Origin of the sequence: Vibrio mediterranei, assembly GCF_900088415.1 — a bacterium.
GTDB lineage: Bacteria > Pseudomonadota > Gammaproteobacteria > Enterobacterales > Vibrionaceae > Vibrio > Vibrio mediterranei.
The window spans coordinates 187542-201982 of the sequence record NZ_FLLQ01000007.1; the positions used below are offsets into that span (position 1 = coordinate 187542).

12 protein-coding genes are annotated in these 14441 nt (G+C 42.9%); 10 read left to right on the forward strand and 2 right to left on the reverse strand.

The genetic code is table 11. The features are described 5' to 3' along the window. Positions 1-2 precede the first annotated feature (2 nt). The 10 genes from VME0621_RS19585 to VME0621_RS19630 are packed head-to-tail and all read left to right on the forward strand — an operon-like array spanning position 3 to position 13321. Positions 3-2594 (forward strand): MFS transporter, encoded by a 2592-nt coding sequence (locus VME0621_RS19585; protein WP_062459468.1) that lies wholly within the window; start codon positions 3-5, stop codon positions 2592-2594. Next, a complete protein-coding gene (locus VME0621_RS19590) occupies positions 2591-3634 on the forward strand; it encodes an ABC transporter substrate-binding protein (RefSeq protein WP_062459465.1) in 1044 nt (347 codons plus the stop codon). Before VME0621_RS19585 ends, VME0621_RS19590 begins: the two co-directional genes overlap by 4 nt. Positions 3635-3689: 55 nt before the next feature. Beyond that, on the forward strand, positions 3690-4355 hold the full coding sequence (locus VME0621_RS19595; RefSeq protein WP_231892977.1) for a transporter substrate-binding domain-containing protein: 666 nt from the start codon (positions 3690-3692) through the stop codon (positions 4353-4355). 2 nt (positions 4356-4357) lie between these two features. Further along, on the forward strand, positions 4358-5305 hold the full coding sequence (locus VME0621_RS19600) for an FHA domain-containing protein (protein ID WP_038230290.1): 948 nt from the start codon (positions 4358-4360) through the stop codon (positions 5303-5305). Then, positions 5305-5796 (forward strand): type VI secretion system lipoprotein TssJ, encoded by a 492-nt coding sequence (gene tssJ / locus VME0621_RS19605; RefSeq protein WP_038230288.1) that lies wholly within the window; start codon positions 5305-5307, stop codon positions 5794-5796. The genes VME0621_RS19600 and tssJ overlap by 1 nt, the downstream gene beginning before the upstream one ends. Before the next feature lie 23 nt (positions 5797-5819). Then, on the forward strand, positions 5820-7151 hold the full coding sequence (gene tssK, locus VME0621_RS19610) for a type VI secretion system baseplate subunit TssK (protein WP_062459463.1): 1332 nt from the start codon (positions 5820-5822) through the stop codon (positions 7149-7151). Between the two features lie 3 nt (positions 7152-7154). Then, positions 7155-8333, forward strand: coding sequence for a type IVB secretion system protein IcmH/DotU (gene icmH / locus VME0621_RS19615; RefSeq protein ID WP_062459460.1), 1179 nt, complete (start codon positions 7155-7157; stop codon positions 8331-8333). Between the two features lie 35 nt (positions 8334-8368). Further along, positions 8369-11764, forward strand: a complete 3396-nt coding sequence (gene tssM / locus VME0621_RS19620) for a type VI secretion system membrane subunit TssM (RefSeq protein ID WP_062459458.1) — start codon at positions 8369-8371, stop codon at positions 11762-11764. Between the two features lie 2 nt (positions 11765-11766). Beyond that, positions 11767-12543: a protein kinase domain-containing protein gene (locus VME0621_RS19625; protein WP_062459455.1), complete on the forward strand. Its 777-nt coding sequence runs from the start codon at positions 11767-11769 to the stop codon at positions 12541-12543. A 52-nt stretch (positions 12544-12595) separates the two neighbouring features. Beyond that, the gene (locus VME0621_RS19630; protein ID WP_006070773.1) at positions 12596-13321 is read left to right on the forward strand and encodes a DUF3581 domain-containing protein; all 726 of its coding nucleotides are present in this window, start codon (positions 12596-12598) and stop codon (positions 13319-13321) included. 74 nt (positions 13322-13395) lie between these two features. On the opposite strand, the gene VME0621_RS19635 is transcribed toward VME0621_RS19630, so the two are convergent. Together VME0621_RS19635 and VME0621_RS19640 are read right to left on the reverse strand one after the other, a co-directional pair. After that, positions 13396-13926 (reverse strand): hypothetical protein, encoded by a 531-nt coding sequence (locus tag VME0621_RS19635; protein WP_006070774.1) that lies wholly within the window; start codon positions 13924-13926, stop codon positions 13396-13398. 46 nt (positions 13927-13972) lie between these two features. Next, the gene (locus VME0621_RS19640; protein WP_062459452.1) at positions 13973-14437 is read right to left on the reverse strand and encodes a methyltransferase family protein; all 465 of its coding nucleotides are present in this window, start codon (positions 14435-14437) and stop codon (positions 13973-13975) included. Between the last annotated feature and the right edge of the window lie 4 nt (positions 14438-14441).

The window sequence follows — 14441 nt, forward strand, 5'->3', positions numbered from 1 at the left end:
TGATGAGTCGACAAAAAACGGACATTCAGGATGAAAATGCAAAGAGCAAGTCTCGCGGTATGTTACCGGGACTTAGCTTCAAGCTTTCTTTCGCTATTTTTGTCGTCTTGTCACTGTCTATTTTCCTGACTGCTAGCCTAAACTACCTAAATTTTGATAAGCGTTTAACTGAGACGACTGACTCCAAATATAAGGTAGTGATGCAAGAAACCTTGTCCGATATCAACAATGCTATTGCCTTCGGTGTTCCTTTGCATGGCATCAGCAATGTGCAGTCTCTATTGGAACGTCATTTAGCCAGCGTTTCTGGCCTTATCGCTCTTGAAGTTACCAATAGACAAACTGAGCGACTCTACTTTGCCAACCAAGCTGAGGTCTCTGTCACTGAGAGCCAAGCTAAACAGCTACGCACACCTATTTACAATGCATTCGGTCAGTTGGACGGCGAGATCTCACTCACTTACTCCCTCGAACATTTAGGCTCGTTGCGTAGTGGGCTCATTTCAAAAAGTGCGTTCTACGCTGTAATTTGGATTGCTATTGCGACACTGTGTAATTTAATTTTCATTCACGGCATCACAAAGCACATGTTGCGCCGAACCTCAGAGGTCGATCAATGCTTGTCATCGAAAGAAATTGCTGGATGTAAATTTGAACTTGCAAGCCAAATTATGGAAGGCAACCAACAGCATTTGACCCATTGGCAAAAATTCAGACAAAGACATACCACGATGTTGATTCTGGTGTTGGCATTCACCACCACTTTTGTTGCCAACTTTATGACATCATTACAAATGATGGACTACTTCGCGGATATCTATCAACAAGAATTAAACGAAAAAGCCTCCATTATTGCCTACTCACTCGTTCAATTACTAGATTACCTCATAGCTAACGGCTTTGATGTTGCTAACCTACGTGGTCTTGATAGTGAGTTAGCCAACTATCTGGTCAATCACAATGACATTATCGCGATGTCTATCGTCCAAGAATCACAAACATTGGTGAACGCTGGTGCTCAATTCGATGAGTTGCAACTCAACACCCATTTATTCCCACTCAATAACCACGACACCATCGCCTTAACCATATCATCTGACAAGAATCTCGTTGCTACTCTCCTCAAAGAGAACTTGCTCGATATGTTATCCATATTGGTTGCCTCTTTGCTAGTCGTTACTGAAGTGATTCTTTTCCTATGTAACTATATGATCATGTCACCGTGGCACCAACTAAAACAATTAGTTGCTCGGCTCAGTAAAGGCTTTTCAGACACGACGGCTAAGGTCACAAGCCGTGATGAAATCAGCACGCTACTTTCGAAAATAAACCGAGCAACCCTAGCAACAAACACCTCGCAAACATCGGTAATTGAACATCAGAACTATCGTTTTGTCCGTCTACCATTATTTTTGTTTGTCTTTGCTGAAGCGGCGTCTCTTTCTTTCTTTCCCAACTATGTCTCGACCTTAGTCATGGATGTCTCTTGGATACCATTAAGTATGCAAGCGAGTTTTCCAATCTCGTTATTCATGTTGGTCTGGGCGATTTCTCTACCCTTTGCAGGATACTGGTCAGATAGATTGGGACGACGTAAAGCGCTTATCATCGGTGGTTTGGTTATCACTGTTGGCATGGTTTCCACCAGTTTGTGCAATACGTTATCCGCTATGCTTCTCAGCCGAACCATAACCGCATTAGGTTATGGGTTAGTATTTATTTCAGCACAAGGCTTTGTGAGTGACTATACCGACGACTCAAATAGAACCAAAGGTATGGCTACGTTCTTGTCTTCGTTCTTCTCAGGCTCTTTGTGCGGAGCAGCAATAGGAGGCTTACTTGCTGACCGTATTGGATATAGTGGCACTTTCTTTTTAGCTTCGGGAATCAGCATCGTTGGCGTGTTGTTAGTTTGGCGTTTCTTCGAACAAGGCGGCAATAACCAGTCCTCAGTGCCAATCAAGCTATCCGACTTTAGTGATTTGTTGAGCAATAAGCACTTTGCTCTTATCAGCTTTTGTAGCGCGATTCCTGCCAAGGTAGTGCTTACAGGCTTTCTCTATTATTTATGCCCTGTTTATCTGCAACACCTTGGCGAGAGTAATGCCATGTCTGGACGTATTTTGATGATCTATGGGTTAGCCATTGTGGTTATCTCTCCCCTAACTGCGATATGGATAGACAGATTTAGAAACAAACTTGTCTTCGTAGTGATTGGCGGGCTGTTGTCCTCATTTGCTTTGCTCAACATCTATTACTTTAATGGCACCCTTGGATTACTAGTTGTTGTTCTCGTTGTTGGTGTCGCTCACAGCATCGGTATTTCACCACAGATCCCTTTGGTGATGAGTCTAATGAAAGTCTCCACCAGTGAACGGGGTAAAGCGATTGGTATTTTTAGACTTACAGAGAGAATCGGTAATGTAACAGGTCCTATTTTAACCGGAGCATTGCTTGGCATTTATGGGTTTATTAACACCGTAATGATTCTGGGCGGACTGCTATTTATCAGCACCATAAGCCTTGTATTGGTGTATTACTTTTGGCAAAAGAAAGAAAAAATATTTAGTGACGTTGAAGGGGCTTCCGCATGACTAGATCACTTCAATCCATCGCCTTAATCATAACGTTGCTGCTTACGTCGGTACTCTCGGCAAATGAAGATAGTCCTAGCTCTAATTTGTATGACTCCAAACATGTCGTCATGCTGCTTTGGCGAGGGGTGACTCAAGCAGAGCAAGGGTTTGTTGATGAAATGAATAAGAATGATAACGTCCGCATCACTATATTAGATGCGGATAAGAACCGAGAAACTTTGGCGAAGCACATCGATTCCTTGGAAGGCCTTAAGCCTGATCTTGTTTATACCTTTGGAACGACTATTACCTTGTCACTTTTGGGTAGCACTAATGCCCCTACGGAATTTAACAGTAGCGGTGAAGTTCCGGTTGTCTTTAATATTGTGAGCGACCCGATTGGTTCAAAAATAGTAGATAGTGTAGATAGCACACAAAGAACCCAGAACTATACCGGAGTTAGCCATATTGTCCCCTATGAAGTGCAGCTTAACGTCATCAAGGAGTTGGGGAATATCCGTACTGTTGGTATTTTGTTTAACCCACTAGAAAACAATTCACAAATAGCTGCAAACACTTTGCTGGCCGTCGCGACACAAAACGATATTAACGTCAAACGCTACCCAGTCAAGAAAACGACTAAAGGCATAGACGAGAGCAATATTCAATCTCTGGTCGCTGAGATGAAGAAAGATAATGTGGATTTAGTATACCTGCCGGCGGACTCGTTACTAATCTCGAATGCCAAGGCCATTACCGATATTGTACACGGCGCGGGGCTACCTACTTTCTCAGCCACAGAATCACCAATACGCAATAGTGGTGCACTTGTTGGTGTTGTTAGCCGCTATTACTATGCTGGTCAATTTGCAGCCTTTAAAGCGCAGCAAATACTCACCGAAGATACTTTTGCTGGAGATATACCCATTGAAACACTCCAACAGTTTTCCTATATCGTTAATGCCGATACCGCAAACCTAATCGGGTATTTCCCCCCCGTTTCTATGTTAAAAATTTCAGAGTTAGTAAGGAATAAGGATGTTCTTGAAACCCAATAACATGACAAGTTATCTATCATTTTCAAGGCGATGTATCTTGTTGCTCGCTAGTGCCATGATTGCATATGGTGCTGCGGCTAATACGATAGGCCCATCTAGATTGATGTTAACAACCCAAGACTGGCCGCCCTATCAATATTATGAACATGCCGAGATGAAAGGTGTCGCCATTACCACAGTCAAATGCGCACTTGGCTCAATGGGTCAACCATACCAATTTACTATGACCAGTTGGTCTGATGCCCAAATGCGAGTCCAAAATGGCAATCAGCATGGCTTTTTTGTCGCAACTGAGACACTGGAACGAAATGAGTATGCAGCAGTTTCAACCCCGATCGCCGAACAGAAGATTAACTGGTACTTCGGAGCGGGTGTCGAACCCCAAATCACCGAATTGGATAAACTCAACCTCAAATTTTCTGCAAAATTTGGGTCAAATAAGTGGTTTTGGCTTAAAAGACAGGGATTTAACGTAGTGAAGCAGCCAAGAGATGCTAAAGTTTTATTAAAGCTGTTAAAACAACGTGAAATCGACATTGCACTTGAAGACCAACTGGTTTTCGAAAATGAGCTAGACGTAGCTGGGTTATCCAAAGACTACTTTCGCTCACAGCATATGGAAACCAAGAAGATGGGGGTCTACTTTTCAAATCGATTCCTCAACGAATACTCCGGGTTCTTAACAAGCTTTAATCGCGCAGTGGAAAAGTGTAAGGGGTAACTATGGCCATTAGTATTCATTTAGTGTCAATTCCGGAGCAGGAAGCTGTCGCGTCCCGAATTGTCCACCTTCCAGAAGAAGGTGGAGTGATTGGCCGCAGCCCTGATTGTGATGTCGTTTTGCCAGATCACTCTAGTCGAATATCACGTAAACATGCTGCCATCACACTGACCAATGACGGTTACTTTATTCAAGACTTAAGTCGCAATGGCATTAACTTAAATGACAAATCGGTACAAGGTGGGCTTCAGCTGCCCATTAGCGATGGCGATATCATTGCAATAGCAGATTACAGCCTTCTCGTCAGCACATTGACAGCCTCGAAAGCGGCTGAGGTCAATAAGGAAGTCGATGTTGATACCCTTAGTTTCAACATCAACGCCAGCGATGATGTTGATTTTCTTGAAACCAGCACACTCAGTTCAATACAAGTCGAACCTATGACCAACGATTTTTCTACCCAGAATGTACTGGCTGAAGACCCATTTTCATCGGATCCTTTTGACGGGTTTGAACAGGAAGAGATTTCTCGATTTGAAGAACCAATCAACAACGTACAACACGTCAACTTTAGCGAAGAAACAGAGCCCTCTTCGACTATTGAGTTCGTTCCCATGAATAGAGAAAACGACGACATTACCTCGTCGCTACAGCAGCTTATTGCACTATCAAAAGAAAACCAAAGCCTGTTGCAAAACCCATCATTTCAACACGACCAACTTTTTGCTGCCTTGGAACAAACCATAGAACAGTTTTTAGATGAGTTCTGCCCTGAGCAACTGGAGTCTCAGTTTAACGAATATGTAGGCAACAGTCTGTTTGTGAACAAAGAGAAACGTTACTGGCGCATTTACAGAAAGACCTTCGAGCGCAGACAGAAGAATGGTGATTTTCGCCGCCAATTTAAAGCGCTGTTTATTGAAAATATGCAACGCGGAGGAGAAGACTAATGCGGTTATCAACGCTATCAACCGCTTTGTTTGTGCTCAGCATTACAGCATGTTCTTCTGACCCCGTCCCTGTGACTACGGCCTATAGCATGACTGTTAATGCGGACGATACTATTAACAAATATCAATCTGACTCAGCCAACCCTGTCGTAGTGAGATTATATCAACTCGCGAGTAAAGAGAGCTTCGAACAAAGCAGCTTTATTACTCTGTATAACACCGACCTCCAAGCGCTAGGAAGTAGTCTGGTGGTCAAACAAGTTTTACCGTCAGTGATGCCTGACAGTAACCAAACTATCTCACTAGATATCAACAAAAATACCCAGTACATCGCCGCATTAGTGGAGTATGCCAACTACCGTGAAAGCAATGGAAAAGCAGTAACTGCTGTACCCACTGATGGTGAAAGTAGCATCGCGCTTAGACTATCTGGACTTAATGTAGAGCTTGACATCGTCGCTCCTGAGTCCAGTTGGTGGCAGATATTCTGATAGAACGATAAAAAGGATTTTTCGTGGACGCGCATAAGAAAGTAGTATGGAAAGAAGGCATGTTTATTGCCCCTCAACATTTTCAACAGCAGGATAGATTTGTCCAAAACTATGTGAGACAAAACGTCGACACACTCTCTCATTTTGCCCCATTTTTCGGTTTGACGGAGCTCTCCATTAACACTGACCTATTAAAAATTGGAAAGCTAGCCATCACCCAATGCTCTGGGATTTTCCCCGACGGTACTCAATTCAACACCGTCAAAGAAGTCGCTATAAATATCCCTGTTGGTACCGTCGATAACACTATATATCTCGCTCTCCCTTTAGCTCTGCAAGGCAATAACGATTATTGTGAGGATGAGAGTGGGACAAGCCGTTATGTCACCAAGTCCATCAATGTATTTGACTCAGCAACTCATGAAAACACCAGCCTTGAAGTGGATGTCGCAAGATTAAACGTTCAACTTCTGTCTGACCACGATGACCACTCAGGTCACTCGTTGATTCCTGTCGCTCGCATACTTGAATGTACTGAGGCTGGCGAAGTCATTTTAGACCGAGCATTTATCGCAGCGTGCCTTCACTACGGCGCTTCACGTTATCTAACGGATAAAGTCAAAGAAACGCATGCCTTACTGGTCAGCCGAACACAAAACCTATTTAAGCGTATTCAAGCAGGTCAAAGTCAAAAAAGTGACCAGTCGTTGATGCTTGATTACCTATGGCTACAAACTTTGAATAGTTGGATGCCTTGGTTTGATTTGACGTCACAAAATGAGCGATATAGCACTTACGACTTGTACGTACACCTCAATCGTTTTCGTGCTGAGTTAATGGCATTAAGTCCTGAACTCGCCCCGGAGGCGAGCGCGCTAAAGGTGGATAAGTTGTACAGTAACTTCAGCCCGCTTTTCGCCGATTTACGTAACCTCTTGACGCTTGTTCAACAAGACTCGGTAATAGAGTTCACTTGGGATACTGCACTATTTGAAAAACGCCGACTACTTCGAACTATTATTAAAGACCCATTATCTGTCCAATCAAGGCGCTTTGTGCTTAGCGTCACCTCGTCATTGTCGGCCGGTAAACTCAGTGAAACCTTCATAGCTGCGGCGAAACTAAGTAGTAATACCCGCATTGTTGAATTGGTTCGTAACTCTCTCTCGGGTATCAGCCTGACCGCTCTTCCTGTTGCACCAAGCGAACTTAAACCGGTTCAAGGTACGACCTATTTTGAACTCAATACTTCAGACCCTATGTGGCAAGAGATGCTAACGATGAGGGATGCCTTGGCGCTTCACGTCGATACTCGCGTGCCTGATCTTGAAGTACATTTATATGCGCTGAGGTAATCCATGCTCGACTACTTGGATGAAGAGACCGTCATTTGGGAACAAGACCCAAAAAAGAAACTGTCAGAAGTTAGCTCTGATAAGCCTGCAGTATTTCGCACACCAGATGCTGGGCAAATGGAGTTTCTTAAGCAATTCGACAAATCAGAAAATCAGCTTATTAATATTAGTGCCGAGCTCTTGGCTGTGACATTAAAAATCGACAGTATTCCCGAACCAGATGATATCGCCGAGCTAAGAGAACAATTGGTAGCGAGGATTAGTGATCTCAAGGACAAGGGGAGTCACCTCAATTATCCTGTGGCTGTCATCGATAAGTTGTGCTTCTTATTTGCCGTAGTTCTTGACGAATTTATCGTCTATACCGATTGGGGTGAAAAGCGCGGCTGGGAAAACAAAACACTTCTCAGTGAGCTGTTTGGAATGAGAAATGGTGGTGAGCTGTTCTTCTCCGTGGCAGAAAAGGCCGTAAGACAACCCAATAAAATGATCGACCTTATCGAGATCATCTATCTTTTCTTGAGTATTGGATTCAAAGGGCAGTATCACTCACAAGGTTCTGAACAGCTTAAACGCTTTATCCACCAGCTAGAACAGATATTAAGTCAATACCGCCAATCGACTCGCATTCACTGTCAAACACGCGTGCCACACCCTAAAGTCCGCCGCCCTAGCCGCAAAAAGCGCTATGCCGTTATCAGCTTGCTGTTTGCTACACTTATCGGCTCAACGTTAGCCCTCACCTACTTCTGGTATAGTAAAACTCTACCACAACGATCCCGAGATTTTACTTATCTGCCAGATTTCAGCCAGCGATATATTCTGTCTGGGCAAGTTAATGATATTGTATTTATTTCAAGCGATAGCGACCTTTCATCCCCTCCTATTAGAGGAAGTCGAGTAGAGGCTCAACAGAGTCCGCGTGTTGCCGCCTCTCCAATCAGTAGCGACTCTAAACTCTGGTTAGTTCAACTCGCCACCTTCTCAAATGAACAAAATGCACAACTGTTTATTGAGCGTTTGAGTGCCAGCAAGTACGAGCCTCGAGTCGATGGTTATAAACAGTATTTTAGAGTAGTTGTTGATGTTGAGGATCGTTCGCAAGCGATTCAAACCCAAAAATGGCTCAAAGATAACCAAAATATTGATTCAATTGTGATCAAGACAAACAAAAAACAATAACGATCTAAAGACAGTTTTCAGGGAAGAAAATAGACATGGCAGATGGAAAAAAACAGAAGACAACTGCAAAGCCATTAATCAGCGGTATTTCCTCCGGATTTTTACTTTGTATATTACTTTTGGTAACTGTGTGGTTTACGCCAGCACTTAAGACCTACCTCGTCATAGCGATTGCTCTTTGCATCATTCTATCTGGCATCCTTGGTATCTTCGTCTATTGGTTTAGCCGAAAGAACAATAAACCTAGCGACCCTGATGAGAATAAAAAGAAAGAGCTTGTTACTAGACGATGTCAGTTACTGCAAAAACACTTTCAAAACGTACTCAAAGTTCAGAAGACAAACAAGAGACTACAGAGTCGTTATGATTTGCCCGTCTATCTTTGGTTCAGTGACAAACCGCAAAACGATTTCAATGTCATTACTCAAATGGGCTACGAAGCTTACCAAGTGGACGAGTTTGGCAATGATATCGAGTTCCCTATTCTTTTCTGGCTCAGCGAACACTCGCTGGTTATATCGGTTAGCCAAGGAGAGGACCAACACCCAGAATACCTCAAGACACTCTACAACTGCTTGAAAAAATGGCGTCCTAGACAGGCCCTCAACGGGTTACTGCTAGCAACCAATGCTGACGCATTACTAGGGCAAAAAGAAGCCATAAAGATGAGAGCGGATCAGATAAAAGCCGATTTAACGCGATTGAATCGAACCTTTGGTTTGTCTATTCCGGTGTACAGCATTATCACTCACAGCAGCAGCATCAGTGACTTCTGCCAATACTTCTCTGGTTTTGAAGACGCAAAGCGTGAAGATGCATTTGGCTCAATGATGCCATTTAGAGAACACGGTGGCATTGACGCAGACTGGTATGATCACGCTTATGATGCCTTGATAGGTCAACTGATTGCCAATATGACAAGTGCCCTCTCAGGGCAGCTAAACCTAGACTACCGGAAGTCTATCGCCGCGGCTCCACTTCAATTTGGACTGTTAAAACAAAACTTGTGGCTACAACTAAACCGTACATTTGGCGTCAATCAACTGGGTGATGGCTTGATGTTCCGTGGCTTTTTCTTCACTCATGAAGGAAGCGACAGTAAGAACGTCGATGCACTAGCCGCAACAATCAGTAACGACTTAGGTCATGAGTTCTATCATCCAAAATCTAGTCAACCAGTTCAGCAAGTACTTTTTGCCCAGCATCTTATGACTCATGTTTTGATCCCTGAACACATACTTGTAGGAGTAAATAAGAACAAAGAAAACTGGTTGCTGACCATGCAAACCACTTATACGCTCCTATGCGCTTTATTACTAATTGCAATACTCGCAATCATCAAATTTGATTTCGACTTCCAAAGCCAGCGAGAAGCTCGCGCAGATGCTCTTCTAGAGCGCTACAAAGAAGCCATTACCGCGTCACCTTATGATGTGGAAAATCTTGCAGACAATATTCCTAACCTTTATTCACTTCGCAAGATCTACGAACTTTATAACAAGCCAGAACCTTGGTACGTCTTACCATTCATGCCTTCTTACACTATTAAGCCAGAAGTCGAAGTAGCCTATATCACCGAGTTACAAGCCGTGTTGATGCCTTCTTTAGAAAAGTCGTTGGCTAATGACTTATTCGTATACGTAAACCTTGAAGAGCAAGCAACAACACTTTCTTTGCTCAATAGTTATCGTTTGCTATTTACTCCTAACAAGAACAATACCGAGGAGCTGAGAGCCTATTTTGTTCAATCTCTGGAGGATCAAGGAGTAGGTACAACGAGTACTCTCAATCAATTGACTAGCTTACTTGATGATGCCTTCGCTAATCATTTGATACCTCTGGAATCTAATACTGATTTGGAGCAACTGGCTCGTAAAGTCATTAATCAAACGGGTATTGAAACGCTGCTTTATCAACATATTAAGAGTCAAACCAAATACGCCAATCGAATAGATATTCGCTCAGAGCTCGGTAGCAACTACTCTCAAGTCTATTCATTTACTGCTGGCTTTGTAGGTTACCTTGTACCTCATATCTATACCCCGAGTGGATTTACCGAGTTAGATCTTTCCGTAGACTCCCCTATTATCAAGGAAGCTTTATCAGCCTACGCAGGTGTTGCTGGCGAAGCTCCGAGCGCATTGGAAATGTATCGGATTAGTCGAGACCTACGCCAACTCTATAAAAATGATTACATCAACTATTGGAAAGACTTCACCAATAACATCGTCGTCAATCCGGTTAAAGATGACACTGAACTCAGTCGCCTTCTGACATTATTGACCAGCGCGGGAGATAACCCGATCCAAAATTATTATAATACGGTCAGTAAATATACGACGATAAACATAGAGCCAGTAGAGCCAGCGAAAGACGAGAAAGCCGCCGAAAAAGAACAGACACCGGTTGACCAAGATCAACTGGAAGCAATGAGACTGATTAATGTCAGTTTTTCCGATTTTCATAGCTATGTCAGCTCGGTAAATGACGCACCAAAACCAGTAGACCAATGGCTAGCTACAGTCAAAGCCGCGAAAGCTTACCTTGATACTTTCTATCAAGCTGAGGATGCTCGCAAACTCGCTTATGACACGTTGGCAAAGCCATTACAAAGTTCCAACCCGATAGCCGCTATACAACTCATTGCCTCAACTCAACCCACTATGACTAAGAATTTGTCTGATGCGATTACTCAACTTAGCAATGATGCTGTTTTATCACTGGCGCATCAGCATTTGAACCTGCAGTGGAAAAACTCAGTACTAACCACATTCCAGTCGAGCTTAGCCAGTTACTACCCATTCAGCAAAAATGCAGAAACTGACGCAAGTGTTGCTGATGTAAAAGCGTTCTTTTCTTCGAGTGGTGCTTTTGAGGCTTTCAATAAAAAATACTTAAACTCCTTCTTACAAGGCACAGAAGGAAGCCCTTACCTTCCCGGTCTGCTTCCTCGTTCTGGGTTAGAGATCACACAGGAAGTTTGGGATATGGTTGATGTTGCTAATCAAATACGCAGCGCGCTATTTTTGGCATCACCAGATAATGTTTCGGTTAAGTTCCAAATGAAAGCCTTAACAATGAGTCCAAAAGCGACAGAATTTATGATTTATAGCGATCAGCCACTGTTCACCTACCGACATGGGCCAACCCTGTGGAAGTCCATCAGCTGGGATGGAGAGCAACAGGCAGAGGATAACCTTAATATTGAACTTAAAGACAGCGTAACATCGTTGTCCCAATCCAATTTCAGTGGTAATTGGAATTGGTTTAAGCTTATCAACTCACAATTGGTTAAGGCGGATAATCAAGGCGCGGAGATTTCCATCGGCAACAAAGGCGAGCAAATTCGTCTTTCGGTGAAGACGCAAGGTCAAGTAAACCCATTTACACCCGATTTTTTTACTCAATTTAAGTTACCTGAAAATATCTAACGATGTTTCGAATTGAGTTTAGACATGATCAACAAGGACTATCACTCATAGCATCAGTCCTTGAAGTTCAACCTGAAAATATTGAATGGCATTCAGACCATGTTTTTGAGTGCCACTCAACAAAGTTCGGTCATTTGAGAGGCCGTTTAGGTCGAGGCATAACCGCTAAAAAACAGCTACAACTTGAAGCCGAACTAACTGCGCTCATTTCCCCACAAGATGTGTCACCGCGGCAACCTCTGATCTCTTTAGATGAGACTCACCTACTCCTAACGGCTTGGATAGAAGGCGAAACATTGAGTCAACTCGCGCGAAGCCATACCACACCTTTAAGTTGGCATCATGATATTGAGCTGCAAATCCTAGCTTTGCATCGCGCAGGTTACGTGCACGGTGATATCAAGCCCAGCAATATCGTCATTGGACCTAATGGACAAGCTACGCTAATTGATCTTTCAATGGCTATTAAAATTGGTAGTTCATTGGAAACACTGCCTTTTCGCCACTACTCACCGTCATACTCTCCACCACAGCAAATAGACGCGGTCGGTAACATAGAGCCTATATTGGATTGGTATGCCTTAGCTATCTGTTACTGTGCCACTCATCGTGCACATCCTTACGAGGGCTTAGATATTACTCAGCATCAAACAAGCAAAAAGTTGAAGTTTTTTTCACACTGCCGGACCAGTTATCAGAGAATTATTACTCACACACTAGCTGAGTTTCAGAAAGAAAAGCAAAATTCGTGTCATATCACATACTGGATGGACCATTAAAGCCAATTACTCATATATAATTCGTGACAATTGAGTTTAATCTAAGAGTATTATGTTTCTAGCTCCTTACGTTTCTACTAACAACGAACAATTCGAGTTCACACGCCAACAAGCAAGCCACTTTGCGAAAAAAGTAGCGGGCGACTTTAACCCTATCCATGACGAAGACAACAAGCGTTTCTGTGTTCCTGGCGATCTACTGTTTGCAGTATTACTGCAAAAAGAAGGAATCAGTCAGAAAATGCGCTTTGATTTCTCAGGGATGGTCAGCGATGGCGTCGCTCTAAACGTTGTAGAAAAGGGCGAAACAGAAAGTACCGTTGTAGATCAAACTGGCAAAGAATACCTTCAGATGACTCACGATGGTGAGACAAGCCACAACCAAGAGTTTATCGAACACGTAGTCACTAACTATGTTCAATTCTCTGGTATGAATTTCCCTCACATCATGGTTCCGCTCATGCAAGAGCAACAGATGATGATCAACTGCCAGCGCCCTCTAGTTATTTACGAGAGCATGGAAGTGGAATTTGAACACCTGAACCTCACCCACCCTGAAGTCGAGTTTACTGGCGCGACTTTTGATGTAGAGGGTAAGCGCGGTGTGGTTACGTTGAACTTTGCGTTTAAAGAAGATGGGATTGTTGTGGGCAAAGGCATTAAGCGAATGGTTGCAAGTGGTCTTAAACCTTATGACAACGATGCCGTTGATGACCTAGTATCACGTTTCAACGAAAGAAAGACCTATTTTCTCGAGCAGTTTAACAACGCGGCCTAATCAAAAGTAAAAATGAACATTCAAAGCCTCGACTTATGTCGAGGCTTTTTGGTTTGTTATGCACGCATTTTTCACTAGTTGAGCGTTATAGAAGCCGATTGAATATCTCGGTATTGCTTTAAGCTATCGAAATAGTAATGTGCTTTCTGCACATGCTCGAGTTCTAGCATCCAAGTGGCGTTTCTTTGGCAGCAACAAAACTTAGCGATTTTGTCGAGCAGTGCATTGCTTTGTTTGTCCAATACTTCTCTGACACTATGTATCAGGGAAGTTTGCTCAATTGAAAGGAATTGAAAGGTAGCATGAGCATTGTTTAGTACACCAAACGCTTGGTGTTGCTTACCTAATTGATTAAAAATAGCAGACTGTGATACCGCCGCGTCATAAAAACCGGTCAACATGCAGGCAAACTGGCAAGGCTTTATACTTGTATCATCAAGAGCAGCATAAATATGTTGAGGAAGGTGGTGCAAAACTTCATCAAAAAGATGGTAAGCCTCTGGCCAATGACCTTGTTCTACTAATTGTTCTGCTTTTAAAAAACGATTCCAACACGCCTCAATATTCATCGCTAAATAGTTCCAGTCCACAATACCGACAACCATTTAAATGCAAATTAGAATCAATTGCAAATAAATATCATTTGCAATTCTATATCCAACGCCTTACTTTCGATTTATACGAAAGATAATCATCACCAAATATTTTTTCCAACGCCCGCTCCTCGGGTTTAATCTGAAAACGGTTCATATACGGTATAAAAAACATCGACAAGAACAGGCTCAACCCATCTTCTAACCAGAAGCCCCAAGACAATAACAACGTAAATAAAGCAACATACATCGGGTTTCGAGTTTTCGAAAAAATACCAGTGTCGACCACACTACTTGCTTTAGTCGGCTTAGTTGGATCAACCGTTGTTTTAGCCTTCTTAAACTCAAGCACGCCTGAAATACCCATGTAACCACTAAAAACAAACAGTGCTGTAACCCAAATCGACTTAAGCGGAATATGTATATATAGCCAGCCGTTATCAATAGCAGCTAGTGCATACATCGAAACAGCAAACAGGATAAACAACAGTACTGGGGGGATTTTTAGTTCAAGCGCTTTCATTGAT